The sequence below is a fragment of the Serratia sp. PL17 genome (assembly GCF_017832355.1).
GTDB lineage: Bacteria > Pseudomonadota > Gammaproteobacteria > Enterobacterales > Enterobacteriaceae > Serratia.
In genome coordinates this window covers 14,209-36,152 of record NZ_JAFIBY010000013.1, presented here as the reverse complement: position 1 = coordinate 36,152, position 21,944 = coordinate 14,209, and the positions used below count along the sequence as shown (strand labels likewise).

Genomic DNA, 21,944 nt, shown 5'->3' with positions numbered 1-21,944 from the left:
GCGGCTTTTTAGCCATTGCGCGTGGCAAATACCTTGCTGAACCAGTCGATAAATACCCGGACCCGAGGCGAAAGTTGACGGTTACGGGGATACAGCAGTGAAACCGGCATCGGCGTGGAAGGGAACTGCGGCAACAGCGGCAACAGGCTGCCCTCGGCAAGGCTGTCGCGCAGGTGATAGCGCGGTACCTGAATAATGCCCAACCCCCTGTGTGCCGCTGCGACCAGACTTTCTGCTGCACTCACCGATACAGTGCAGGGCAGTGTTACCTGGTGGGGGTGTCCAGCGACAGTAAACTCCAGGGGCATGATTGTACCGCTGGCCGAAGAACGGAAACCGACCATTCGGTGCCCGTCAAGTTGGTCGAGGCTCAGTGGCGTACCGAAGCGTTGCAGATAGTCAGGCGCCGCGCAGGTAACCTCTTCCAGCTCACCCAAACGACGTGCCACCATATCACTGTCTTTTAGCCTGCCGACGCGTACCACGCAGTCGATGCCCTCCCGTACCGGATCAACCAGCCTGTCACCTTCGCTCATGAAAAATTCGATGTCTGGGTATTGCGCCAGAAAATCGGGTAGGTCCGGCAAGAGAAAATGACGCGCTAACGTGCCGTGGACATCGATGCGCAGTAACCCGCGCGGCTTGGCGCCGGCAAAAGCCATCTCGGCATCTTCTATATCCGCCAGAATGGTCAGGCAACGCTGATAGTAGGCTTCCCCGTCCAGCGTCGGGCTGACATGGCGGGTGGTGCGTTGCAGCAAACGCACTTGCAGCCGGGCCTCCAGTTGTTTGATAGCATCGGTCACCGTCGAGCGCGGCAGGCCCAGATCCTGCGCAGCCTGCGTAAAGCTACGTTGTTCCACCACGCGGGTGAACAGGCGCATGGCATCAATTCTGTCCATGAGTATTGTTCGTTAAAATCGGATAGTGATAACGAAGAGTAGGGGATTATTCGCCATAGCGAAAGGTGCATGATGATCCGACGCCGGCAAGCCGCAGGCGTATACCTGATGAGGATAGATAAGATGAACACCACTTCACAACGCGTCGCCATCGTAACCGGCGCATCACGTGGCATCGGCGCAGCCATTGCCGAACGCCTGGCTGCCGATGGTTTTACCGTAATCGTCAACTATTCGGGTAATCAGACCTTGGCGGATCAACTGGTGCGTAACATTGAACACAACGGCGGGCGGGCCCTGAGCGCCAAAGCCGACGTCAGTGATGCCACGGCCGTTGCCCAACTGTTTGATCGTGCGGAGCAGGCGTTTGGCGGCGTCGATATCCTGGTGAATAACGCCGGGGTGATTGCATTGGCGCCGGTTGCTGAAATGAGCGACGCCGAGGCTGACAGGCTGATTGATATCAATCTGAAGGGGACGTTCAATACCCTGCGAGAAGCCGCGAAACGGCTGCGTGATAACGGCCGTATCATCAACTTTTCTTCCAGTGTGGTCGGGCTGTTGCAGCCAAGCTATGGCATGTACGCTGCCACTAAGGCCGCGGTTGAGGCATTGACCAGCGTGCTGGCGAAAGAGCTTCGAGGCCGTAATATCACGGTGAATGCCATCGCGCCGGGGCCAACGGCCACCGGATTATTCCTGGACGGGAAAACGCCGGAGCTGATCGCGCGCCTGGCGAACATGGCACCGCTAGAGCGCCTGGGCCAGCCGCAGGATATTGCGGCGGCGGTCTCCTTCCTGGCCGGTGCCGACGGCGCCTGGATCAACGGTCAAACCCTGCGTGCCAATGGCGGTATCATCTGATCGCGTCGGGGCGGTTTCTCTGACGGCAGGATCGGGTATCCTGTTGTCAGACATCCACCGGAGGAAAGCGTCCCATGGTAGGCCGCAGCAGAAGAAGAAAAACCCGCAGTCAAATAGACGACGGTGTCCGTTCGCCCTGTAATAACGTTTGCCAGATCGACACCGATAAATCGTGGTGCCGTGGGTGTTGGCGCACGTTGGATGAAATCGCCGCTTGGTCGAGCGCAGATGACGAGGAAAAACGGGCTATCTGGCAGCGCATCCGACAGCGTGCCGGAAATATCTAAACACCAGGGGCGCGGCATGCTGCGCCCGTTCACCGGTTATCGTTATAGGGCGAAGTTATTCGCCCCTGCATTACGCTTAGAAATCCCAGTCGTCATCTTCGGTATTGACCGCTTTGCCAATCACGTAAGACGAGCCAGAGCCGGAAAAGAAGTCGTGGTTCTCGTCGGCATTCGGTGACAGCGCCGACAGAATAGCCGGATTGACCTCAGCCATTGATGGCGGAAACAACGCTTCGTAACCCAGGTTCATCAATGCCTTGTTGGCGTTATAGTGCAGGAAGGTTTTCACGTCCTCGCTCCAACCGACGCCGTCGTATAACTCCTCGGTGTAACGCACTTCGTTGTCATACAGATCCTGCATGAGATCGAACGCGAAGTTTTTCACCTGTTGACGGCGTGCCGCGTCCACGTTCTCCAATCCCTTCTGGAACTTATAACCAATGTAATAGCCGTGTACCGCTTCGTCACGAATGATCAGACGGATCAAATCGGCGGTGTTGGTCAGTTTGGCACGGCTTGACCAGTACATCGGCAGATAGAAACCCGAATAGAACAGGAATGACTCGAGGAACACGCTGGCGACCTTTTTCATCAGCGGATCGTCACTGCGGTAGTGGGCCAGAATGATGCTGGCCTTTTTCTGCAATGCGCGATTCTCCTCGCTCCAGCGGTAGGCATCGTCAACGTCTGGCGTTTGGCACAGCGTGGAGAAAATCGAGCTGTACGAACGTGCGTGCACCGCCTCCATAAAACTGATGTTGGAGTACACCGCTTCTTCGTGCGGCGTGATGGCATCGGCAATCAGTGCCGGTGCCCCGACGGTGTTTTGAATGGTGTCCAGCAGCGTCAGCCCGGTGAACACCCGAATGGTCAGTTGCTGCTCCTTTGGTGTCAGCGTTGCCCACGACGGAATGTCGTTCGACAACGGCACTTTTTCTGGCAGCCAGAAATTGGAGGTCAGGCGGTTCCACACCTCCAGGTCCTTATCGTCTTCAATGATGTTCCAGTTGATTGCGCGTACCAAGGGTGACGGTTTAACGGTATTCATAAGTTGCCTCACAGCGCACAGGACACACAGCCCTGCACCTCGGTGCCTTCCAGCGCCATCTGGCGCAGACGGATGTAATAGATGGTTTTGATACCTTTACGCCAGGCGTAAATCTGTGCACGGTTGATGTCGCGCGTGCTGGCGGTATCACGGAAGAACAGCGTCAGCGACAGCCCTTGATCGACGTGCTGGCTGGCAGCGGCGTAGGTATCAATGATCTTTTCTGGCCCAATGTCATAGGCATCCTGGTAATACTCCAGATTGTCGTTGGTCATATAAGGCGCGGGATAATACACACGACCGATTTTGCCCTCCTTGCGGATCTCGATGCGCGACACGATCGGATGGATGCTGGAGGTGGAGTTATTGATGTAGGAGATGGAGCCGGTCGGTGGCACCGCCTGTAGGTTTTGGTTGTACAGCCCGTGCATCATCACCGACTGGCGCAACGCCAACCATTCTTCGCGACCGGGAATGGCAATCTTGGCGTCGGCGAACAAGGCACGTACCCGCTCAGTCTGTGGCAGCCATTCTTGTTCGGTGTATTTGCTGAAATACTCGCCGGAGGCGTAGGTGGAGTCCTCAAAACCGCCGAACGCGCTGCCGCGCGCGATCGCCAGCTGGTTAGAGGCACGAATGGCGTGGTAAGCAACGGTGTAGAAATAGATATTGGTGAAATCGATGCCTTCTTCAGACCCATAGAAGATGCGTTCACGTGCCAAATAACCATGCAGATTCATCTGGCCCAGGCCGATAGCGTGGGAGCTGCGGTTACCCTCGGCAATTGACGGTACAGAACGAATGTCGCTCATGTCGGCCACCGCCGTCAGTGCGCGGATCGCGGTGTCGATTGCTTTGCCGAAGTCCGGCGCATCCATGGTTTTGGCGATGTTCAGCGAGCCAAGGTTGCAGGAAATATCCTTGCCTACCTGGTCATAGCTCAGATCGTCGTGATAAGTGCTGGCGCGGTTAACCTGTAAAATCTCCGAACACAGGTTGCTCATATTGATGCGCCCGGCGATCGGGTTTTCGCGGTTGACCGTATCTTCAAACATCATATACGGATAACCGGATTCGAACTGGATCTCCGCCAGCACCTGGAAAAACTCGCGCGCATTGATGCGTGATTTGCGGATGCGTTTGTCATCCACCATCTCGCGGTATTTTTCGCTGACGCTGATTTCCGAGAAAGGTACGCCGTACACCTGTTCGACGTCATACGGCGAGAACAGGTACATCTCTTCGTTATTCTTCGCCAGTTCGAAAGTGATATCCGGGATCACCACCCCCAGCGACAGCGTTTTGATGCGGATTTTCTCGTCGGCGTTTTCACGCTTTGTATCGAGGAACCGTAAAATATCCGGATGATGAGCGTTGAGATAGACCGCACCCGCCCCTTGGCGTGCGCCCAGTTGATTGGCATAAGAGAAGGCGTCTTCCAGCATTTTCATGATCGGTATCACGCCGGAAGACTGGTTTTCAATGCGCTTGATGGGGGCACCGACCTCCCGGATATTGGTCAGCAAAAATGCCACGCCGCCACCGCGTTTCGACAGTTGCAGTGCAGAATTTACCGCCCGGCCGATCGACTCCATGTTGTCTTCAATCCGCAGCAGAAAGCAGGACACCAGCTCACCACGCTGCTGTTTGCCGCAGTTGAGAAAGGTCGGGGTTGCAGGCTGAAAACGCCCGGAAATCATCTCCTCCACCAGATCTTGCGCCAGCGTGGTATCACCTGCCGCCAACGTCAGCGCCACCATGCACACCCGGTCTTCATAGCGTTCCAGATAGCGTTTGCCGTCAAACGTTTTCAGCGTGTAGCTGGTGTAGTACTTGAAGGCACCGAGGAACGTCTCGAAGCGAAATTTTTTCGCGTAAGCTTGCTGGAACAGCTGCTTGATAAAAGCGAAGTCGTATTGTGCCAGTACGCTCTGCTCGTAATAGCCCTCTTCTACCAGATAGCGCAGCTTCTCTTCCAGGTTGTGGAAGAACACGGTGTTCTGATTCACGTGTTGCAGGAAATAGTGCCGCGCCGCCAGCCTGTCCTTATCAAACTGGATATGGCCTTCAGCATCATAAAGATTGAGCATCGCGTTGAGCGAATGGTAATCCAGCGCGCTCGTGGCGGGTCTGGTCAGTTCTGTCGTTGCCAAAATGCGGTTACTCCCTGTCGAACGTTTGCAACGTCTTGTGTGGTGCCGAGCAGCTCAAAACGATAGAGAAAAGGCACCTGACATTTCTTGGCGATGATGTCGCCGGCAATGCCGTACGCTGCGCCGAAGTTGGTATTCCCGGCGGCAATCACGCCGCGCAGAAACGCGCGATTCTGTGGAACGTTGAGAAAGCGGATCACCTGGATTGGCACGGCTCCCACGGCGCTACCGCCGCCATAGCTGGGCACAATCAGAATATAAGGTGTTTCCATTAGCAGTTTGCTGCGGGCGCCGGCGATCGGTATGCGCATCGCCGGTAATCCCAACTTTTCAACGAACCTGTGGGTGTTCTCCGAACTGCTGGAGAAGTAGACCAGCGGGTTCATGGTTGACCTCAGGATGCAAGGGCGTGAGCCAGCGCGCCAATTTTATCGGGCCGGAAACCGGACCAATGATCGTCACCGGCAATAATCACCGGAACCTGCTGGTAGCCAAGGGATTTCACATGGATCAGCGCCTGTTGATCCTGGGTGAGGTCGATCACCTGATAACCAATCCCTTGCTTATCAAATGCGCGATAGGTGGCGTTGCACTGGACACAGTCCGGTTTGCTGTAAATAATAATGCTCATGATTCGCATTTACCTTTTGTGTTGAAGGAAAGGCGGACAGGTCAGATAACGGAGCATTGAACGGCGTTTCTGACGGCGTTACCGACCGCGACATGTTCCCTGCGGTTGATGGAATAAATACTATATGTTGACGTTTAATTTATCAACCACGCTATATATGGTGTTTTGGTGGATTTTGCGCGGAGGCCGCAGCGGGGCTGGAAATGCGGTGAGGAAAATTTTTTTGCGGGCGGTTATCGGTGAAAATCCCCTCTCGCAGCAAGAGGGGAAAGCGCATTTTTATCACTGGCGCATGCTGACGGCCAAGCGGTTAAAGGCATTCATGATGCTGATGGCGAAGGTCAAATCGGCAATTTCTGCGTCGCTGAAATGCGCTTTTAGCGCTTCAAACGCGCTGTCTGGTGCGCCGGTTTCGGCGATCAGCGTGACAGACTCTGCCCATTCCAGTGCCGCACGTTCGCGTGCGCTGAATTCATGGCTGACACGCCAGCCTGCCAAGGTATCCAGTTTAGCGTTGCTAACACCACTTTCACGCAGCGCCTTGCCGTGCATATCCAGGCAGTAGGCACAGCCGTTGATCTGCGATACACGCATGAACATCAGTTCAATTGTTGCCTTGTCCAGGGCACCCTTTTCCAGTGCCATAAGGGCGTTCACCATGCCTTTGTACGGTGCAGGAGAGAGTTCGGAATAGTTCAAACGTTGCTTAATCATGGTCAACCTCGGTTAGCGAGTAGCAGAATCTTGGTGCTACTTTAAGGGCAATATGGACTATGCTATAGGGCCATAAAATGATTATTTAATCAGGCCATGATGCGTCAGTTTCTTTCCTCCCTGCGGCTGGACAGCCAGCTTGCCGATCCTTTGTACCGGCAGATTTATCTGCGAATTAAAGACGCCATTACGCAGGGCACCTTGCAAGCCGGCAGCCGATTGCCCTCGGTGCGTGGGCTGGCGAGCGATCTCAGTGTGGCACGCGCCACGGTGGAAAACGCGTATGGCCAACTGATCGCTGAGGGGTTTGTGCAAAGTCGGGGGCAGGCGGGTACTTATGTTTCGCCACAGGTGCAGAACTTGCCTGTGCGGGCAGCATCGACGGCGGAGCCTTTACCGGCGGTGACGGCGAATCCGTTGCATCCCAATGGGGCTACTCAGCCGTTTCAGTTGGGGTTGCCGGCGCTGGATGTTTTTCCGCGTGCGCTATGGCAGCGGATTGTTGGTCGCCAATTACGGACGAGCCCGCTGGCTTCGCTGGCGCATCCGTCAACTCAGGGTTTGCCTGAACTCCGCGCGGCGATTGTCAATTATTTGCAACTTTCACGTGGCATCAACTGCCGTCCAGAGCAGGTCTTTATCTGCGCCGGGTATCAGGCATTGCTGGATCTGGTGATCGGTACCTTGCTTAAGCCGGGCAATGAGGTGTGGTTGGAAGATCCAGGCTACCCGGTGACGCTGCCGCTGTTCCAGGCCGCGGGTATGCGGCCGGTAGCGGTACCGGTTGATGAAGAGGGAATGGACATTGCCGCCGGCATGGCGAAGGCGCCTTTGGCAAGCATGGCAGTATTGACGCCGACTCACCAAAGCCCACTGGGGGTATCACTCAGCCTGGCGCGGCGTATGGCCTTGCTTGAGTGGGCACAGCAGCAGGCGGCATGGATCCTTGAAGACGATTACGACAGCGAAGTTCGCTATCATGGCCGTCCGCTACCGCCATTGAAAAGCCTCGATCGCCAGGGGCGAGTGCTCTACGCCGGAACCTTCAGCAAAACGCTGTTCCCGGCGCTGCGCATGGCTTATTTGGTCGTGCCCGTTGGGCTGGTGGAGGTTTTTGGCCACGGCAGCCGGCTGCGGGGCTGCGGTTGCCCGCCACTGATGCAGGCCAGCGTGGCAGACTTTATTAATCAGGGGCATTTTTATCGCCACCTGAAACGGATGCGGCCAATCTACCGCCAGCGACGTGCGTGGTTGGCGCAGGCGCTCGAGCAACAATTGGCTGAGCACTTGGCGGTGGTCTCGCAAGCGGGTGGCATTCAGTTGCTGGCACGGTTAGCGGAGCATGGGCAGGACCGGCGTTTGGCGGAGGAGGCCTGGCGGCGCGGATTGTCGGTACAGGCGTTATCGGACTGGCAAATCACAGGACCAACAAGCTCTGGCCTGCTCATGGGCTTTGCCAATTTTACTCAGCAGGGTGAAGCCGAACAGGCGGTGGCCAGGTTGGCTGAATTGTTCAACAGTGGACATTAAACGGCCCGCGGTTTCCCGCGGGCCAGACGCACATCTGTTTTATCTTTATGACTGCAGGGGGTGTTAACGCCGGGCCAGCAGAACGCCAAGGACGATGCCAACCGCGGCCCCGATTCCTACGCCCTGCCAAGGTTTTTCGCGCACGTAGCTATCGGCGTGTTCGACGGCATCGCGAGCATGCTGTGTCAGATTAGTGGAACCATTGAAGCGTGCCCGGGCATCACGTAATACACCTTTTGCCTTACTGTGCAGCTCTTTCAGTTCCTCTTTGGTCTTGTCACCGGACTCCCGTAACACTTCGTCCAGCGTATCGGCCAGAAGGGTAACGTCTTGATCGATGTCGCGTTCTACTTTTTCTGATCTCTTAAACATTCGATTCTCCGTTTCGACACATGTCTATTAAGTGTAGACCATTTTTCAAACTGTGTTGGCGATCACGGAAAAAACTGTCATTAAGCGCTGTTTTCGCGGCGGATAGCGACGCAATAGAAGCCATCAGCAACCGGCGGCAATAAAGTCGCCGTTGGCGCTCACCGGGATGACAGAATTGAACAGCACCAATGCGAACAGGATCAGCAATATCCCCCCTAAAATAACGGCCAGTCGTGATACCTGCGCCAGGCGTTTACCTGTCAAATGGTCGTTGGCAGCGATAAATTTTTCACGTGCATGGTGTACCAGGGTGGCGAGAATCATGATCGACAGCGCCGTTCCCAGCGCCATGCTGAGTGCGGAAATCACGCCCCAGGTGAACATGCCAACGGCGTTGGCAAACACCAAGATGAGGATCGCACCGCTGCAGGGGCGGATACCGATAGAAACGATAAGCCACAGTGCATTGCGCCAGCCCCCCGTCAGGGCTGTTGCATCAGGCAGATGCCGATGGCCGCAGCCACAATCGTCTTCTGGGCTGTGCTGTGTGGTTGTTGTTAACGGCCTCAGAGCCTTGAACGCCAGTCGCTTGCGTTGGGGTAGCCCCACGGCGCGCAGGATCACCACCAGGCCGAACGCGGCGATAAACAGTGCGCTGCCTTTTTCCAGCCAGTAACGGCTCAGGCTCAGATCGCCCATCGACAAATTCAGCGCGATTGCCAGCACCAGCACGAAAAGGATCGCCACAACGCCTTGCATCAGGCTACCGAGCAAAGTGATCAGCCGGCTGGCGTTCAATTGTCTACGGTGGGTCGCCAGATACGTGGTGATAACAAACTTGCCGTGGCCCGGGCCGACGGAATGCAGGAAACCATAGATAAAGCTGCACAATGCCAGCATCACACCACCGCTGTACTGATGATTGCGCTGTTGCAATAAGTACAGCACCAGATAACGGTGCATATAGATCTGGGCATTGATGCAGTATTGGACGAACTCCGCCCAGTGGCGGGCGAACAGATAGAGCATAACCAGCAGCAACAGAACACCGGCGCCCAGACCAGCAACGTTTGCCGGTGTGACTTTCATCGTTGAGGTTTTCATGGCGCTGCCAGCCTGTAGCAAAAGGGGATCTTCAGCTTCCAGCATAGACTTGTGTACAGGGTTCACAAGCGCTGTACATTTGGTTACTCGGCGAAACCAATCACTCACGGAAGCGGTTCATCGATTCCTCTAGTATCTGCTTCAACGGCCCAACGGGGCTTACTGAAAAAACACTCTGAGGAATTAAAGATGAAAAAAGTATTAGCCCTGATCGTTGCTGCTACCATGGGTCTGTCTTCTGTTGCTTTCGCTGCTGATGCAGTAGCTCCAGCAGCAGCACCTGCTGCAACTGCAACCACGACTACCGCTGCGCCAGCTGCTGCTGAGAAGGCTCCTGCTAAAGCGACTCATCATAAGAAGACGCACCATAAAGCAACCAAGAAAGCCCCAGCACAGAAAGCTCAGGCCGCTAAAAAGCACCACAAAGCGACCAAGAAAGCCCCAGCACAGAAAGCTCAGGCTGCTAAAAAACACCACAAAGTGAGCCACAAAGCCCCAGCACAGAAAGCTCAGGCTGCTAAAACTCACCACAAAGTAAGCAAAAAAGCGCCAGCTCAAAAAGCCCAGGCTGCTAAAAAACACCACAAAAAAGCGCCAGTGCAGAAAGCTCAGGCCGCTAAAAAGCACCACAAAGCGGCTAAAAAATCAGCAACTCCAGCTGCTTAATTGAGTGACAAATGCGGGGCCTGAGGGTGCCGCATCATCCAGACGCGATGCAAACACCCGGTTTTTCCGGGTGTTTTCTTTTGAGGGCTAGCTCATGATGATCAATCGTTATTTGTTCGAAGTGATTTTCAGCGCCGTCACCTTATGCGGACTGATTGTTGCCTGGGAACTGTTCCTGGCAGACGGCTTTCTCTGACGCCTGATTATTGGGCCAGTGTGGTTTCGTGCAGATGCCGCCAACCCAGCCCAGCCTGGGTCTGCGTAAACACCACGGTAGAGTTACGCAGCGTTGCCCCTTGTCCTGGCAGCATTTGCTTTTCGCGATAGCTAACCACCGCCCCCGTTGGCCATTCGGCCACTAACGTCATTTCTTCTATTGTGATAACCAGCCCCGGTTTAACGGCACGATTGGCATGGAAGAATGCGCTAAGCGCAGCGAAATCCAGCCGGTTACCGTTCAGCGCGATCATGCTGAATGCGGGATCAAAACGCGCCAGCAGCGTCTGTTCTTCCCCTGTACCTTTTTCCAGCCAGTTTTCAATGGCGACATGAGCGTCGATCACTTCGGTAAAATATTGGTTCATGAGAGGTCCTGTTGAGTCTTAAGGTGGCGCACAATTGCGCGGTTAGCGATGCGCAGGCATAGCAGTAGTGGAATTAACGTGCTGGCGGCGGCCAGGTAGAAACAGCTTTTATAGGCAACGGCCGGGGGAAAATGCTCAAGCAACAGGTTCAGCACTAAGCTGAGCAGGGCGACGCCCAGGCAAAAGCTGAGCTGCCGATTGATGTTCCATAGCGCACTGGCGTCTGCCAATTGTTCATCGGCAATATGCAGAAAGGCGCTGCTCTGCGCTGTGCTGCTGCACAGGCTGCCGCCAAACCCCATAAGGGCGAAAGCCGCTACCTGCAACCCATACTCCCCGGCGTGCGCAATCTGCGATAGCGCCAAAATACCCAGCCCTTGCAGCAGACAGCCGACGATAAACAGGGGGCGTGGGCCAACGCGATTAAATTTTTTGCCGGTTAGCGTGATGGCCAGGAATGAGGCCAAAGACCAAGGTACCATCAGGCTGCCGACTTGCGCGGCACGCATTCCGAGTTGATTTTGCAAATACAACATGGCAACCAGGCTGACTCCGATAAAGACACCCGGTATGCATTGGTAAATGATCATCGAGGTGCGCAGCAGCGGCTCTTGCACCAGTCGCAGGTTCAACAAAGGCTGCGCGATACGCAAACTGCGCCGCAGGTAATAGGTCAGCGTTAATGCCCCTGCGGCCAGCAATAAGAAGCCCTGTAGCAGACCGTCAGTTTCACCCAGCCGCGTGAGGCCAAGCAGGATCAGTGTCAGGGCCGTGCAGGCGCAGAGCAGCCCGTTAACGTCGAGTGGCCTGGGTTGGGCATCAGGTGCTTGCGGACGTAACCACAGTGCTGCCAGCAAGAGCGCCAGCGCTGCCAATGGCAAGTTAGCGAAGAAGACCCAGCGCCAGTCAAGCCGATCAACAATGAGTCCACCCAGTGCAGGTGATAACGCGGGTGCCAGCAAGCCGACCAACATAATGGCGGCGGAAAGCCCCGCACGTTCATGGCTTCTGTACAGTTGATAGGTCAATGTTTGGCCTATCGGGATCAGCAAACCGCCCCCCATGCCTTGCAACACACGCCAGCCAATCAGTTCCCCGATTGAACCCGCATTACCGGCTGCGGCCGTCGCCAGCATAAACAGTGTCAGAGAGACCAAAAATACGCGTTTCCCACCAATGCGTTGCGCCAGCCAGGCGCTGAGTGGGATCACCAGCGTCAGGCCGAGAATATAACCATTGCTGACCCACGCCAATTCACCGACTGAGGCATGAAAGGTATGCCCGATAGACGGGTAAGCGACGTTAGCGATAAACATGTTGATCAGATCGACGAAAAAACCGAGCAGATAGACGATTGCGACTTTGATGCGATAGGGCATGGTGCCTCCGGTTGAAGGCGAGCAGTGTAGCGGGCGGGAAAGTGCGGATAAATCGGCTGCGAGCGATTACACTGTCAAAATAATTTTGACAATAAAGGGCGGTAACATGCTTAACCTGCAGCGTTTGGCTATCTTTGTGGCGGTGGTGGACGCCGGCAGTTTTACCGCTGCTGCGGTAGCGCTCGGGCAAACCAAGGCGGTGGTGAGTTTCAACGTCAAACAGTTGGAAAGTGAGCTAGGCGTATCCTTACTGGTGCGTAGCACCCGGCGGCTGGCACTTACCGATGCGGGTGAACGCTTTTATCAGCGCTGCCTGCGCTTGTTGCAAGATGCCGAGAATGTGTTGGACGACGTACGCCGCGATCACCACGGGTTAAGTGGTGTCTTACGCATCACAACCACGCCTGAATACGGGGCTCAGGTCGTGGTGCCGGCATTGGCGGCATTTTCCCGCCTGCATCCGCGTTTGCGCATTCAACACGTTTCCTCTTCTTATCATGCCGATTTGATTTCAGAGCGCTTTGACGTGGCTATCCGCCTGGGGCAACTGGCAGATTCTAGCCACCGGGCGGCTCTGCTGGACAGTTTTGCCATCTTGCCGGTCGCGTCGCCGGACTATCTGGCGCGACATCCTGTTGAGTCATTAACCCAATTGGCGCAGGCGCAGTGGATCGCCCACAGTCGCCTCAGCTCGCCCTTGAGCTGGCAGGTTGTGACGCCAGAACGGCAAGCGGTGTTGTTCAAAGTTGAAGACACTGCCACGCTAATGGGCGACAGCGCTTCTGCGCTGCTCGCGTTTTCCCTGCATGGTGCTGGAGTGGCACTGCTGCCGGCGTGGCTGGTACAGCCGGCAATAGCATCAGGAAAACTGTGTCATTTGTTGCCAGATCACAGCTTCCCTGAACAGAGTATTTATGCCCTGTACCCCAATACCCGCCATGTGCCGGAAAAGGTACGGGCGTTTATTGATTTTCTGCGTGAACAGGTAACCAGGGGTGAATAAAGCTCAGAATGCTAGCCACCGTTTGCTGGTGTACCCATTCGCGTTGCGCGTTGGAAGAAGCGCATAACACCTCCGCATCTTTCTCTTCTTCTGCCAGGATTTGACGTCCATTGGGCTGGCAAAGCGGAGTAAAATCGAAATGATTGCCTCTGGACAACAGTAGTGCGTGAATCGGTTGCTGCCCCGCCTCTTTGGCCAGCGCGGCACCGCCAAGGCCGGGGATCTGGCCGTCTGGCTCGAAACGCTGAGGTTCGACGATCAATAAAGGGGCGCTGAGCTGATGCAGGCTGGCAGGCAGCAGATAAGGCACCATACCGGGATCGAGGGCGACGGCAAAGCGGATGCGCGGGTCGGTATAGTCTGCATCAAATTGCTGGGTGGAGAGGGTACCCAGATCAACCTTGGCCCGAGTATAAAACTGGCAGTTGGGCGAGCGTGGCGCTTGCTGGCAACCGCGAATGAAATCGGTGAGCCGGACTCGACCACCGATGATGGCAATCGCACTGTAACCGCCCTTCGAGTGGCCGATAACACCAATGGCTTTATGATTAATGGCCTTAGCCCAGTGGGGATCTGCCGTGATGGCGCTAATCAAGGCAGAAATATCGTCGGTCTGTAACCACAGCTTGGCGGAGCGTGCGGGGATTGAGTCACCGGTGGTGCTACCGGGATGATTAGCCGCCACCACGACCACGCCTTGCTGGACAAGAGCGGCTGCCAGCCAGGCCTGGCTGCTGTTATTACCACCGCTACCGTGACTGATCACGATCAGCGGAAAGCGCCCATTGGCTATACGTGCATCAGGCTGGCTTTGAATGCCGGTAAAGACCGGATTCGCACCGATGAGCTGGGGGGAACCTGTCTCGGTGGTGGGGTAGTAAATTCGGCTGGTCAACGTACGTGGACCGTCCTGAAAGACGTCATCCCGGGTGGCAACCTGGTAAGGGGTGGCGCTCGCGGCACCACATAAGACCCACAATAACAACAATGCTCTTTTCATTTTCACTCCTCAATGTATCAACGTCGAGAGAGTGACATTGGCGGGGCTGCCCGGCGACCTCGATCGCGATCCGGGTCGTTAAATGATTGTTTTAACAGTACACTGTCGGTTCTGTGTAAAGACAACAAGATGCTGACGATGCCGCTTATTCCGCTCACTTTTCTGTTTGGTTTATTGTGCCTGGGGCTGCTGTATCGGCTGGGGCGACCACATGCGCAACGCTGGGTCTTTCAGTTATTGCTGCTGTTGTGTGCTTGGCAAAGTGTGCTGGTGGGCATCCGTTACGGCTACGGCCTGGCTCAATTAAATGGGTTGCAACCTTTGAGCGCAGTGGCGATCCCCACGCTAACGTATTTGGCTTTTTTGGCCAGTACCCAAGGCAGGCTAAGGCGGCGAGAACTGTGGCACCTGATGCCACTGTGCCTGACGTTGTTGGCGAGTTTGGCCGCGCCTTTTTGGTTGGATACGTTGATCGTTGGCACTGACCTGGGCTATGGCGTGGCGCTGCTGTATGCGCTGCGGCGTGGTGAGAACAGCCTGCAGCAGGTGGCGCTGGCGGACAGTTGGCTCAGTTATCGGTTGTGGCGCGGTTTGGGCATGTTACTGATCGCGGTCGCGATAGCCGATCTGGTGATCACACTCGATTTTTCACTGTTTGATGGGCGACATGCCGGTTGGATGGCCACCCTCGTTAATGTGCTGGTGGCATTGAGCCTCTGCCTGGTGTTGGCCCGCAGCCGACCCTCGGAAAGCCCGGTGGATGCACTGCCAGAGCCCACGGAAGATGCCGCAGAGGATGAAGAACGGCTGGCCGAGTGGTTTGCGCAGGTACAGCAACGGCTGCGACATGATGACCTTTATCTGGAACCAGAACTGAATCTGGCGCGGCTGGCGCGAAAAGTTGGCTTACCGGCACGCCGTGTGTCACAAGCCATCAATCGGCATGCGGGCATGAATGTGTCGCAATATGTTAATCAACTGCGTATTTGCCAAGCGGCGCAGTGGTTGCTTGCCGATGACCGTTCGATCACCGAGATCATGCAGGCGGCGGGCTTTACCACCAAGTCGAACTTTAACCGTGAGTTTTTACGCATTTATGGCGTCAATCCGAGCGAATGGCGCAGGCAACAAACGCGTAGTTAAATAATAATTCGTTATAACTCTCACATTTATCATCGGATCCCATCGGGGTATGCTGAACGCTGTTGCCTACCCCGTTCGATGCGAGCCACCGTTGATGACCGCAATCAGTTCCAAAGAAAACAATCTCCAACTGAATAAACGTATTTTGTCGGTCGTGATGTTCACCTTCGTTTGCTACCTGACCATTGGCCTGCCGTTGGCGGTGTTGCCTGGGTTTGTACATAACGATTTGGGGTACAACTCGGTGTTGGCCGGTCTGATCATCAGCGCCCAATATTTCGCTACCTTATTTAGTCGACCGCATGCCGGGCGCTATGCCGATCAGCTTGGGCCGAAAAAAGTGGTGTTGTTCGGGCTGGCTTGCTGCGGGGTGAGCGGTCTGTTTTATGCCCTGGCTTTTTGGTTCGGCGGGGTGCCGTTGTTGAGTTTAATCCTGCTGTGCGTCGGCAGGGTATTTCTCGGTGTCGGCGAAAGCTTTGCCAGTACGGGGTCTACGCTGTGGGGGATTGGCCTGGTGGGGCCGCTGCATACCGCCCGGGTTATCTCGTGGAATGGGGTGGCAACGTACGGTGCGATGGCGGCTGGGGCGCCGCTCGGTGTTTACCTCAACCAGCACTGGGGATTGGCCGGGGTAGCGGCGTTAATCGTGTTGGCGGTGGCGGTTTCACTGTGGCTGGCGAGCGCTAAACCCACCGTTTCAATCACTGCCGGTAAACGCATTGCCTTTAGCGCGGTGTTGGGGCGTATTTGGACCTACGGCGTGGGGCTGGCGATGGGCACCGTGGGGTTTGGGGTTATCGCCACCTTTATCACCCTCTACTATGCTGATAAAGGCTGGAGCGGTGCCGCGTTCTCGCTGACGTTGTTCAGTGGTGCTTTTGTCGGCATTCGTTTGATTTTCAGTAATACCATCAATCGTCACGGTGGGTTAACGGTGACGTTGGTGTCATTCCTGATTGAGATTGCCGGGCTGCTGCTGATTTGGCTGGCGACGGATCCGCTGATGGTGCAGGCCGGCGCGTTGCTGGCAGGAGCCGGTTTTTCCCTGGTTTTCCCCGCGTTGGGCGTGGAGGCGGTGAAGCAAGTGCCACAGCAAAATCAGGGCACCGCGCTGGGTACTTACTCCGCGTTTCTTGATTTGGCGCTGGGGATCACCGGGCCATTGGCGGGGTTGTTGATGAGCCATTCGGGGGTGCCATCAATCTATCTGGCGGCTGCGTTGATGGTGTTTATGGGCGCTCTGCTGACGCTGCGTTTGCTGCTGCTAAACCGGCAAAATATATAGTTAAGGATTATTCCTAAACCCACATTCATACCGAAAAATTTATTGTTTCATCTCATGATTGCGGTAAGGTCGCTCAGCGGTCCAGAACGAGAGGAGAAATCGATGTATTTACGGCCGGATGAAGTGGCTAGAGTGTTGGAGAATACTGGCTTTGAGCGTGATTATGTCACCGACCAGTCTTATGGTTACCGCAAGGGTGAGCACTACGTGTATGTGAATCGTGAAGCGCGGATGGGCAGAACCGCGTTGGTGATCCACCCTGCACTGAAAGAGAAAAGCGTGCATTTCGCCACGCCGACCTCGCCGGTGCGCACCAGCGATCAGTACCTTGAGTTTCCCCTGGATTTAAGCAGTGATGCCCCGAGTGCGCGCTACGGCATTCCACACGGCTTCAGCTCGCGTGATGCGCTTTCGCGCTATATCTACAGCATGTTTCAGTAATGCCTCCCCCGCCTGCGGGGGACACTTTCACCCATTCGCGATAGCGTCCTGATTAAAACGCTCGTTGTACGCGCGCCGAAACTGCGCCAATTCGAAGGCGTCTATATCCAGTTCGGTAAAGTAAAACAGGGCGGCTTCAGTGTGTTCGGCATGCAGCTCTGGCGATAGTCCTGCCCGCATCAGCGTTTCCCGCCACAGGGCAATCTGGTGGTCATCCGCCTGTTTGATAAAGGTCAGATAGATAAACAGCAAATAGGCTGCCTGGTGCATCTCTTCGGTGTAGCCGTTGTTTAAAACGCGGATAAAGGTTTGGCTGTTACGGCTGCCCATCTCCTGAATCATCGATTCAACCAACATCGGTTTTACTTTCAGCAAGTGGGCCAGAGAGTCGATGGCTTTGCGCGTATCGGAAGTCAAAATGCGGTAACCAATAATAAATACAACGATCAGGGCAGCGATGATGATCCAGGTCATTTATGATTTATTACACTCTCAGAACGCCAGTATTTGGCAGGAGGCGCTGTGCGACAGCGCCCGGTGTCAACGCTGTTCGCCGCTGAAATTGTCGGCTGCCCGCTGTTGATTGCGCAGGTGGTGGTTGAAGGTGGCTGCATCCTTGGCCAGTGCATCCAGATGGGCGCCCAGCATTTTGATTTGCTTGACCAACGCGTGCTGCTCCGGCACGGAGCTGGCGGTGCTCAGCTTGCGCACCAGCTGCTCATTTTGCATACGTAATGCAACTTCGCGTTGTTTAGCTTCTTCCAGCAACTGCTGCAGTGCCTGATAGCTGTGCTGCCATTCACGGTGCTGCCTTTCGAAGCTGGCCTGCAACTCGCTCATGGCATTTTGAAACTGGGTTTCCAGCTCGCGCATTTTCATGGGATCGATCCTTTGCGGCACTCAATAATGGTTTAGCAGTATAACGAAAACTGCACAGAACCTCACCCGTTGACGACAATTGCGGAAAATTCCCGGCTTGCAACTGGGGTGAGGCGTTTTACAATCAGGGTCATCCCAAGCGTTGAAGGCTTAGGTCCAAGAGTGGCAGTGAGATGAGCAAACAAGACAAAGACTTTTTTGAACAGGCGATGGCGGATGTGACGCCGTTATCCAGCACTTCCCAGACGCTATACCTTAAGCCGCTGGAGAAGACGGACAAAAGTGTGCGTCGTGAAGAGCAGGCGCTGCGACAGGAAAACTTTCTCAGCACCGGCTTTCTCGAACTGATCCCCTGCGAGCTGCCGTTGGAATACAAAGGCGAGGGCATTCAGCAAGGCGTACTGGATAAGCTAAGCCATGGCCGCTACCCACCGCAGGCCAGCCTTAATCTACTGAAACAGCCGGTAGAGGCGTGCCGAGAAGCCCTGTTCCGTTTTATTTTGCAGGCGGAAAAGCAAAACCTGCGTTCGTTGCTGATTGTTCATGGTCGTGGGCGGGGGAATGAGAGCCACGCCAACATAATCCGCAGTTTTATCGCCAAATGGTTGGCGCAGTTTGAACAGGTACAGGCTTTTTGCCGAGCGCTACCGCGTGATGGGGGCGACGGGGCTTGTTACGTCACATTGCGCAAGTCAGCGCAGGCCAGGCTTGATAACTTCGAACGTCATGCCAAACGCAGCCGCTAGCGTGGGAGTTGAGGAGGTGGCAGGAACAACCGGCAGCGTTGCGGCTGCCGGCTGAAGAAAATTATTTACCAAAGAACTTATAATCCAGTGAATAACGCCCGGCACCGGTGACGGCCAGTAACAACAGCCCGCCGATTATGCTGATATTTTTGAAGAAGTTTATTTCATTGCCCATCATTTCCATGCCGGTCATTTTCCAGAACGGGTGACCGATAAATGCGGTACCGAGGACATAGACAGCAAAAATAACCGCGATAGGACGGGTAAATAACCCGAGAATAAGTGCGATGCCAAAAAAGAATTCAACGACTACAGCGATAATGGCCGCCAAATAAGGCATTGGTGTGCCATACCCTTCCATTGACGTAACGCTTGCACCAAAGTTGGTTAACTTCATCCAGCCGAAAATAATAAACAAAATCATCAATAATATTCGGGATAGCAGAATAACGCCGTCTTTTGAACTTTCACCCATTTTGAACTCCTTAGCCACTGTCAAAATTATGTCGTGTTACTGATTAAATAGTAGACTAATATCAGATTTGTTCTAGACCCGTCATCTTTCAAGCTGCAGTGTTGTTACCTGCACTCGCTCACCCCAGTTACTTACTCAAGTAAGCGCCTGGGGATGAGCGAGCTGGCCGCCTAGCTGCAGCTTGAAATCTATAGGGTATAAATTTATGTATTTTTAAGATGGGATAACTTTATGGATTTTGAAATTCTGGCAGATGAGAAACGTTTCTATATAAACGATCCGCAGGGAAAAATGATCGCAGAGATATCCTTTGTGCCGAGTGGGGATAAATTAACGATTATCGATCACACCTGGGTGGACGAGGTGTTGAAAGGCCAGGGCGTGAGTAAAAAGCTGGTGGCGTTGGTGGTGGCGAAAATGCGCGCGGAAAACCGTAAAATTATTCCGTTGTGCCCGTTTGCCAAACACGAGTTCGATACGACCCCCGACTACCAGGATATCCGCGCGTAACGGCCTTGCTGGTGTAAACCTGTCTTGAGCGTTGTGGTGGTTGGCAGAATAATCGTTATATATTATGTTATATAGCGATTATTAAAACAGGGAGATAACACGATAATGCCGGGACTATTGATGTTCTATGTGGGCGGCACGGCGCCGGGCGCCAATATCGAACTGCACGATGTGCAGTTTGTCGCAGCAGACCAGCCTGAAGAGGCTCACCCTTTACTGCGAGAAAAATGGTTTGGGGATAAGAGCAAGGTGCATATTGATGGCTATGCGCGTATTGAATGGGCGGATGGCTACGACGTAATGTTGCATCCAGCCCCCTTTAACGGTCCCGAGAAGCTGTTCTTTGTCAATGTGGGGGGCTACCGCAGTGACGAGCTGGCTGAGTTGCATCAGTTTGGCTTGTTTGTGGCACACAATGCCGATGAGGCCAAAGAAAAAGCCAAGCAGGTGCTGCTGACCGGCAGTTTCCAACAGCATAAGGATGATTTGGCGGACGTCGACGACTGCCTGCTGCTGCACTCACTGCAGGGGTACCATGTTCATCTGCAGGCCAATGCGCAAGGGGAACCGGCACGGCCGCTGTGGCAGGGATATTTGCCAATAGGCGCATAATGCCACCTGGGGAGGATCTCATGGGGGAGGTGACCTCCCCATATTGGATAGAGTAAGCATTTATGCGGTGCCGGGTAATTATGTGGGCTTATGTGCGGCGAGAATAAAGAGCATCGGGCGCTCTTTCTCTTCGTCGAGCGCCGGGTTTTCTGCTATTTGCTGCGCCGAAGGGCCCCATTCATTGAGGTAGGTGACGACAAAACCTTGTTGTACCAGCAGATTAATGTAGCTGCCGAGCATACGATGCTGTTTGATCACACCTTCCGCCAGCCAGTTTGAGATCCGTTGGCCCTCTTTCTGATAACCATTGACCGGCCAGGATTTCTGCCCGTTCTGATCCACCAACCAGCCCTGATGCTGCGGCGCAGTATAAATGGGGTGTTCGGCGGTGAAGACAAACTGACCACCGGGCACCAGTGCCTGATAGACCGTAGCAAACAACCGGGCCAGATCGTCTATGTAATGCAGCGTCAGTGAGCTGTAGGCAAAATCGTAGGAAGCAGGGGGAAGTTGAAGCTGCTCCAGATCCTGCTGGCAGTATTCAATGCCGTCATCCTGTGTCAATGTCCGTGCCTGGTTAAGCATTTTTTCCGATAGGTCCAAGCCCAGGACGCTGGCAGCGTTCTGTTCACGGGCACTGCGGCAAAACCAGCCATAACCACAGCCCAGATCGACCACTTTCTTTCCGTGTAAATCCGGCAATATGCTGCGGATGGTCGGCCACTCCGGCGCACCGTCCAAGCCGTTCACGGAACGGTTAAGCTGTGCATATCCATCGAAAAATGCCTGATTATCATAAATATTTTGAGCCATTACGATTCCTGTATTGGGGTTGTGTCTCCGCCATGGTATGCGCTGATGGCGTTGTTTTCCAATATAAACGGGTGTTAAAACAGAGGCATTGCTGCATAATTTTAAACCGACCAGATAATGAAAAATAACAGGTGTTGAGATGGACATTATTTCGGTGCGTCAGTCACCCGAATTTAAACAACAGGCTATTCGCTACTTCCAGCAACAGTGGGCGTCGGAGGAGACCTTGATAATGTATGAGGATGCTATCTCCCGCTGTATTGGTGCAGCCAACCCGTTACCTCAGTGGTATTTGTTAATGGAAAAGACTGAGATCCTTGGCTGTGCGGGGCTGATCACCAATGATTTTATCAGCCGGGGCGAACTCTATCCTTGGCTATGTGCGCTGTATGTGGAGGACGCGCACCGTGGGTGCGGTTATGGCACATTGTTGATTAATCATGTGGCCGCGGAGACGCGCAGACTGGGGTTTCCACAGCTACATTTGTGCACCGATCTGGAAGGTTATTACGAAAAGCAGGGTTTTGCCTTTAACGGGCTGGGTTATCACCCCTGGGGGGAGGCGTCGAGGGTGTATACGCGGACGCTGTGAGGATAGGGCCACCTTTATTGAATAGCAGGGTTTTCATCAGGGTGTCTGGTCATGGTGGTGACAGCTTGCTGAGATCAAAGGATGCTGCATCAGTTCCACCGGCTCGGTAAGCGGTGAATGAATAATCACTCGCGGTGAGTTGCCAGGCGGGTTAGCGCTGCCGTAAGAAAACCCGCAACCTGGGTCGCGGGTTTTTCGTTATTGTCACCCG

Annotated in this window: 27 protein-coding genes; 12 read left to right on the top strand and 15 right to left on the bottom strand. The window is 54.6% G+C overall.

Going from position 1 to position 21,944, the window contains the following annotated elements:
• Positions 1–8 precede the first annotated feature (8 nt).
• Positions 9–902 (bottom strand): LysR family transcriptional regulator, encoded by an 894-nt coding sequence (locus tag JOE25_RS25720; protein WP_209640352.1) that lies wholly within the window; start codon positions 900–902, stop codon positions 9–11.
• A gap of 123 nt (positions 903–1,025) precedes the next feature.
• Between JOE25_RS25720 and JOE25_RS25715 the strand changes: the two genes are divergently transcribed.
• Together JOE25_RS25715 and JOE25_RS25710 are read left to right on the top strand one after the other, a co-directional pair.
• Entirely contained in the window at positions 1,026–1,766 is a 741-nt protein-coding gene (locus JOE25_RS25715) for an SDR family oxidoreductase (protein ID WP_209640349.1), read from the top strand.
• Positions 1,767–1,840: 74 nt separating this feature from the next.
• A complete protein-coding gene (locus tag JOE25_RS25710; protein WP_209640346.1) occupies positions 1,841–2,053 on the top strand; it encodes a DUF1289 domain-containing protein in 213 nt (70 codons plus the stop codon).
• 76 nt (positions 2,054–2,129) lie between these two features.
• On the opposite strand, the gene nrdF is transcribed toward JOE25_RS25710, so the two are convergent.
• From nrdF to JOE25_RS25685, 5 genes are all read right to left on the bottom strand, one after another.
• Entirely contained in the window at positions 2,130–3,101 is a 972-nt protein-coding gene (gene nrdF, locus JOE25_RS25705; RefSeq protein WP_209640343.1) for a class 1b ribonucleoside-diphosphate reductase subunit beta, read from the bottom strand.
• 8 nt (positions 3,102–3,109) lie between these two features.
• Positions 3,110–5,254 carry a class 1b ribonucleoside-diphosphate reductase subunit alpha gene (gene nrdE / locus JOE25_RS25700; protein WP_209640340.1) on the bottom strand — a complete coding sequence of 715 codons (2,145 nt, stop codon included), beginning with the start codon at positions 5,252–5,254 and terminating at the stop codon, positions 3,110–3,112.
• Entirely contained in the window at positions 5,236–5,640 is a 405-nt protein-coding gene (gene nrdI / locus JOE25_RS25695) for a class Ib ribonucleoside-diphosphate reductase assembly flavoprotein NrdI (RefSeq protein ID WP_209640336.1), read from the bottom strand. Before nrdI ends, nrdE begins: the two co-directional genes overlap by 19 nt.
• Positions 5,641–5,648: 8 nt before the next feature.
• Positions 5,649–5,885: a glutaredoxin-like protein NrdH gene (gene nrdH, locus JOE25_RS25690; protein ID WP_209640333.1), complete on the bottom strand. Its 237-nt coding sequence runs from the start codon at positions 5,883–5,885 to the stop codon at positions 5,649–5,651.
• Positions 5,886–6,167: 282 nt separating this feature from the next.
• On the bottom strand, positions 6,168–6,599 hold the full coding sequence (locus JOE25_RS25685; protein ID WP_209640331.1) for a carboxymuconolactone decarboxylase family protein: 432 nt from the start codon (positions 6,597–6,599) through the stop codon (positions 6,168–6,170).
• Between the two features lie 96 nt (positions 6,600–6,695).
• Between JOE25_RS25685 and JOE25_RS25680 the strand changes: the two genes are divergently transcribed.
• Positions 6,696–8,129: a PLP-dependent aminotransferase family protein gene (locus JOE25_RS25680; RefSeq protein ID WP_209640328.1), complete on the top strand. Its 1,434-nt coding sequence runs from the start codon at positions 6,696–6,698 to the stop codon at positions 8,127–8,129.
• A gap of 63 nt (positions 8,130–8,192) precedes the next feature.
• Here the strand turns inward: JOE25_RS25680 and JOE25_RS25675 are convergent, their stop codons facing one another.
• A complete protein-coding gene (locus tag JOE25_RS25675) occupies positions 8,193–8,501 on the bottom strand; it encodes a YqjD family protein (protein ID WP_209640324.1) in 309 nt (102 codons plus the stop codon).
• Positions 8,502–8,624: 123 nt separating this feature from the next.
• The gene (locus JOE25_RS25670; protein WP_209640418.1) at positions 8,625–9,605 is read right to left on the bottom strand and encodes a nickel/cobalt transporter; all 981 of its coding nucleotides are present in this window, start codon (positions 9,603–9,605) and stop codon (positions 8,625–8,627) included.
• Positions 9,606–9,794: 189 nt separating this feature from the next.
• On the opposite strand from JOE25_RS25670, the gene asr reads away from it, so the two are divergent.
• A complete protein-coding gene (asr, locus tag JOE25_RS25665; protein WP_209640321.1) occupies positions 9,795–10,271 on the top strand; it encodes an acid resistance repetitive basic protein Asr in 477 nt (158 codons plus the stop codon).
• Positions 10,272–10,474: 203 nt separating this feature from the next.
• Here the strand turns inward: asr and JOE25_RS25660 are convergent, their stop codons facing one another.
• Both JOE25_RS25660 and JOE25_RS25655 read right to left on the bottom strand, forming a co-directional pair.
• Positions 10,475–10,855: a DUF4440 domain-containing protein gene (locus JOE25_RS25660; protein WP_209640318.1), complete on the bottom strand. Its 381-nt coding sequence runs from the start codon at positions 10,853–10,855 to the stop codon at positions 10,475–10,477.
• Complete coding sequence (locus tag JOE25_RS25655; RefSeq protein ID WP_209640315.1) at positions 10,852–12,234, bottom strand: MFS transporter; 1,383 nt, start codon at positions 12,232–12,234, stop codon at positions 10,852–10,854. The genes JOE25_RS25660 and JOE25_RS25655 overlap by 4 nt, the downstream gene beginning before the upstream one ends.
• Positions 12,235–12,340: 106 nt before the next feature.
• Here JOE25_RS25655 and JOE25_RS25650 point away from each other — a divergent pair, with 106 nt between their 5' ends.
• Positions 12,341–13,237 (top strand): LysR family transcriptional regulator, encoded by an 897-nt coding sequence (locus tag JOE25_RS25650; RefSeq protein ID WP_209640312.1) that lies wholly within the window; start codon positions 12,341–12,343, stop codon positions 13,235–13,237.
• Here JOE25_RS25650 and JOE25_RS25645 read toward each other — a convergent pair.
• Positions 13,197–14,237 carry a dienelactone hydrolase gene (locus tag JOE25_RS25645; protein WP_209640309.1) on the bottom strand — a complete coding sequence of 347 codons (1,041 nt, stop codon included), beginning with the start codon at positions 14,235–14,237 and terminating at the stop codon, positions 13,197–13,199. The genes JOE25_RS25650 and JOE25_RS25645 overlap by 41 nt on opposite strands.
• Before the next feature lie 129 nt (positions 14,238–14,366).
• Here JOE25_RS25645 and JOE25_RS25640 point away from each other — a divergent pair, with 129 nt between their 5' ends.
• The 3 genes from JOE25_RS25640 (at position 14,367) to JOE25_RS25630 (ending at position 17,106) form a co-directional block, all read left to right on the top strand.
• Positions 14,367–15,380 carry an AraC family transcriptional regulator gene (locus tag JOE25_RS25640; protein WP_209640307.1) on the top strand — a complete coding sequence of 338 codons (1,014 nt, stop codon included), beginning with the start codon at positions 14,367–14,369 and terminating at the stop codon, positions 15,378–15,380.
• 94 nt (positions 15,381–15,474) lie between these two features.
• On the top strand, positions 15,475–16,665 hold the full coding sequence (locus JOE25_RS25635) for an MFS transporter (RefSeq protein WP_209640305.1): 1,191 nt from the start codon (positions 15,475–15,477) through the stop codon (positions 16,663–16,665).
• A gap of 102 nt (positions 16,666–16,767) precedes the next feature.
• Positions 16,768–17,106, top strand: a complete 339-nt coding sequence (locus tag JOE25_RS25630; protein WP_037422190.1) for a DUF2002 family protein — start codon at positions 16,768–16,770, stop codon at positions 17,104–17,106.
• A gap of 27 nt (positions 17,107–17,133) precedes the next feature.
• Here JOE25_RS25630 and JOE25_RS25625 read toward each other — a convergent pair whose 3' ends face one another.
• Both JOE25_RS25625 and JOE25_RS25620 read right to left on the bottom strand, forming a co-directional pair.
• A complete protein-coding gene (locus JOE25_RS25625; protein ID WP_209640302.1) occupies positions 17,134–17,580 on the bottom strand; it encodes a DUF1198 family protein in 447 nt (148 codons plus the stop codon).
• A 66-nt stretch (positions 17,581–17,646) separates the two neighbouring features.
• A complete protein-coding gene (locus JOE25_RS25620; protein ID WP_209640299.1) occupies positions 17,647–17,985 on the bottom strand; it encodes an MbeD/MobD family mobilization/exclusion protein in 339 nt (112 codons plus the stop codon).
• Positions 17,986–18,158: 173 nt separating this feature from the next.
• Here JOE25_RS25620 and smrA point away from each other — a divergent pair, with 173 nt between their 5' ends.
• Positions 18,159–18,731: a DNA endonuclease SmrA gene (gene smrA, locus JOE25_RS25615; protein WP_209640296.1), complete on the top strand. Its 573-nt coding sequence runs from the start codon at positions 18,159–18,161 to the stop codon at positions 18,729–18,731.
• A 61-nt stretch (positions 18,732–18,792) separates the two neighbouring features.
• On the opposite strand, the gene JOE25_RS25610 is transcribed toward smrA, so the two are convergent.
• Entirely contained in the window at positions 18,793–19,206 is a 414-nt protein-coding gene (locus JOE25_RS25610) for a DoxX family protein (protein ID WP_209640293.1), read from the bottom strand.
• A 231-nt stretch (positions 19,207–19,437) separates the two neighbouring features.
• On the opposite strand from JOE25_RS25610, the gene JOE25_RS25605 reads away from it, so the two are divergent.
• Positions 19,438–19,716, top strand: a complete 279-nt coding sequence (locus JOE25_RS25605) for a GNAT family N-acetyltransferase (RefSeq protein ID WP_209640290.1) — start codon at positions 19,438–19,440, stop codon at positions 19,714–19,716.
• Positions 19,717–19,821: 105 nt separating this feature from the next.
• Positions 19,822–20,328, top strand: a complete 507-nt coding sequence (locus tag JOE25_RS25600; protein ID WP_209640287.1) for a DUF1543 domain-containing protein — start codon at positions 19,822–19,824, stop codon at positions 20,326–20,328.
• A 78-nt stretch (positions 20,329–20,406) separates the two neighbouring features.
• Here the strand turns inward: JOE25_RS25600 and JOE25_RS25595 are convergent, their stop codons facing one another.
• Entirely contained in the window at positions 20,407–21,141 is a 735-nt protein-coding gene (locus tag JOE25_RS25595) for a class I SAM-dependent methyltransferase (protein WP_209640284.1), read from the bottom strand.
• Positions 21,142–21,280: 139 nt separating this feature from the next.
• On the opposite strand from JOE25_RS25595, the gene JOE25_RS25590 reads away from it, so the two are divergent.
• Complete coding sequence (locus JOE25_RS25590) at positions 21,281–21,733, top strand: GNAT family N-acetyltransferase (RefSeq protein ID WP_209640282.1); 453 nt, start codon at positions 21,281–21,283, stop codon at positions 21,731–21,733.
• Positions 21,734–21,944 lie beyond the last annotated feature (211 nt).

What these genes read in the sequence shown, in the direction of transcription:
- JOE25_RS25670 (WP_209640418.1), bottom strand. Translation starts at nt 9,605, where the DNA reads ATGAAAACCTCAACGATGAAAGTCACACCGGCAAACGTTGCTGGTCTG.
- JOE25_RS25645 (WP_209640309.1), bottom strand. Translation starts at nt 14,237, where the DNA reads ATGAAAAGAGCATTGTTGTTATTGTGGGTCTTATGTGGTGCCGCGAGC.
- JOE25_RS25710 (WP_209640346.1), top strand. Translation starts at nt 1,841, where the DNA reads ATGGTAGGCCGCAGCAGAAGAAGAAAAACCCGCAGTCAAATAGACGAC.
- JOE25_RS25720 (WP_209640352.1), bottom strand. Translation starts at nt 902, where the DNA reads ATGGACAGAATTGATGCCATGCGCCTGTTCACCCGCGTGGTGGAACAA.
- JOE25_RS25635 (WP_209640305.1), top strand. Translation starts at nt 15,475, where the DNA reads ATGACCGCAATCAGTTCCAAAGAAAACAATCTCCAACTGAATAAACGT.
- JOE25_RS25680 (WP_209640328.1), top strand. Translation starts at nt 6,696, where the DNA reads ATGATGCGTCAGTTTCTTTCCTCCCTGCGGCTGGACAGCCAGCTTGCC.
- JOE25_RS25655 (WP_209640315.1), bottom strand. Translation starts at nt 12,234, where the DNA reads ATGCCCTATCGCATCAAAGTCGCAATCGTCTATCTGCTCGGTTTTTTC.
- JOE25_RS25650 (WP_209640312.1), top strand. Translation starts at nt 12,341, where the DNA reads ATGCTTAACCTGCAGCGTTTGGCTATCTTTGTGGCGGTGGTGGACGCC.
- JOE25_RS25630 (WP_037422190.1), top strand. Translation starts at nt 16,768, where the DNA reads ATGTATTTACGGCCGGATGAAGTGGCTAGAGTGTTGGAGAATACTGGC.
- JOE25_RS25640 (WP_209640307.1), top strand. Translation starts at nt 14,367, where the DNA reads ATGCTGACGATGCCGCTTATTCCGCTCACTTTTCTGTTTGGTTTATTG.
- JOE25_RS25715 (WP_209640349.1), top strand. Translation starts at nt 1,026, where the DNA reads ATGAACACCACTTCACAACGCGTCGCCATCGTAACCGGCGCATCACGT.
- JOE25_RS25600 (WP_209640287.1), top strand. Translation starts at nt 19,822, where the DNA reads ATGCCGGGACTATTGATGTTCTATGTGGGCGGCACGGCGCCGGGCGCC.
- JOE25_RS25675 (WP_209640324.1), bottom strand. Translation starts at nt 8,501, where the DNA reads ATGTTTAAGAGATCAGAAAAAGTAGAACGCGACATCGATCAAGACGTT.
- JOE25_RS25610 (WP_209640293.1), bottom strand. Translation starts at nt 19,206, where the DNA reads ATGGGTGAAAGTTCAAAAGACGGCGTTATTCTGCTATCCCGAATATTA.
- asr (WP_209640321.1), top strand. Translation starts at nt 9,795, where the DNA reads ATGAAAAAAGTATTAGCCCTGATCGTTGCTGCTACCATGGGTCTGTCT.
- JOE25_RS25620 (WP_209640299.1), bottom strand. Translation starts at nt 17,985, where the DNA reads ATGAAAATGCGCGAGCTGGAAACCCAGTTTCAAAATGCCATGAGCGAG.
- nrdH (WP_209640333.1), bottom strand. Translation starts at nt 5,885, where the DNA reads ATGAGCATTATTATTTACAGCAAACCGGACTGTGTCCAGTGCAACGCC.
- nrdI (WP_209640336.1), bottom strand. Translation starts at nt 5,640, where the DNA reads ATGAACCCGCTGGTCTACTTCTCCAGCAGTTCGGAGAACACCCACAGG.
- JOE25_RS25590 (WP_209640282.1), top strand. Translation starts at nt 21,281, where the DNA reads ATGGACATTATTTCGGTGCGTCAGTCACCCGAATTTAAACAACAGGCT.
- JOE25_RS25660 (WP_209640318.1), bottom strand. Translation starts at nt 10,855, where the DNA reads ATGAACCAATATTTTACCGAAGTGATCGACGCTCATGTCGCCATTGAA.
- smrA (WP_209640296.1), top strand. Translation starts at nt 18,159, where the DNA reads ATGAGCAAACAAGACAAAGACTTTTTTGAACAGGCGATGGCGGATGTG.
- JOE25_RS25685 (WP_209640331.1), bottom strand. Translation starts at nt 6,599, where the DNA reads ATGATTAAGCAACGTTTGAACTATTCCGAACTCTCTCCTGCACCGTAC.
- JOE25_RS25605 (WP_209640290.1), top strand. Translation starts at nt 19,438, where the DNA reads ATGGATTTTGAAATTCTGGCAGATGAGAAACGTTTCTATATAAACGAT.
- JOE25_RS25625 (WP_209640302.1), bottom strand. Translation starts at nt 17,580, where the DNA reads ATGACCTGGATCATCATCGCTGCCCTGATCGTTGTATTTATTATTGGT.
- JOE25_RS25595 (WP_209640284.1), bottom strand. Translation starts at nt 21,141, where the DNA reads ATGGCTCAAAATATTTATGATAATCAGGCATTTTTCGATGGATATGCA.
- nrdF (WP_209640343.1), bottom strand. Translation starts at nt 3,101, where the DNA reads ATGAATACCGTTAAACCGTCACCCTTGGTACGCGCAATCAACTGGAAC.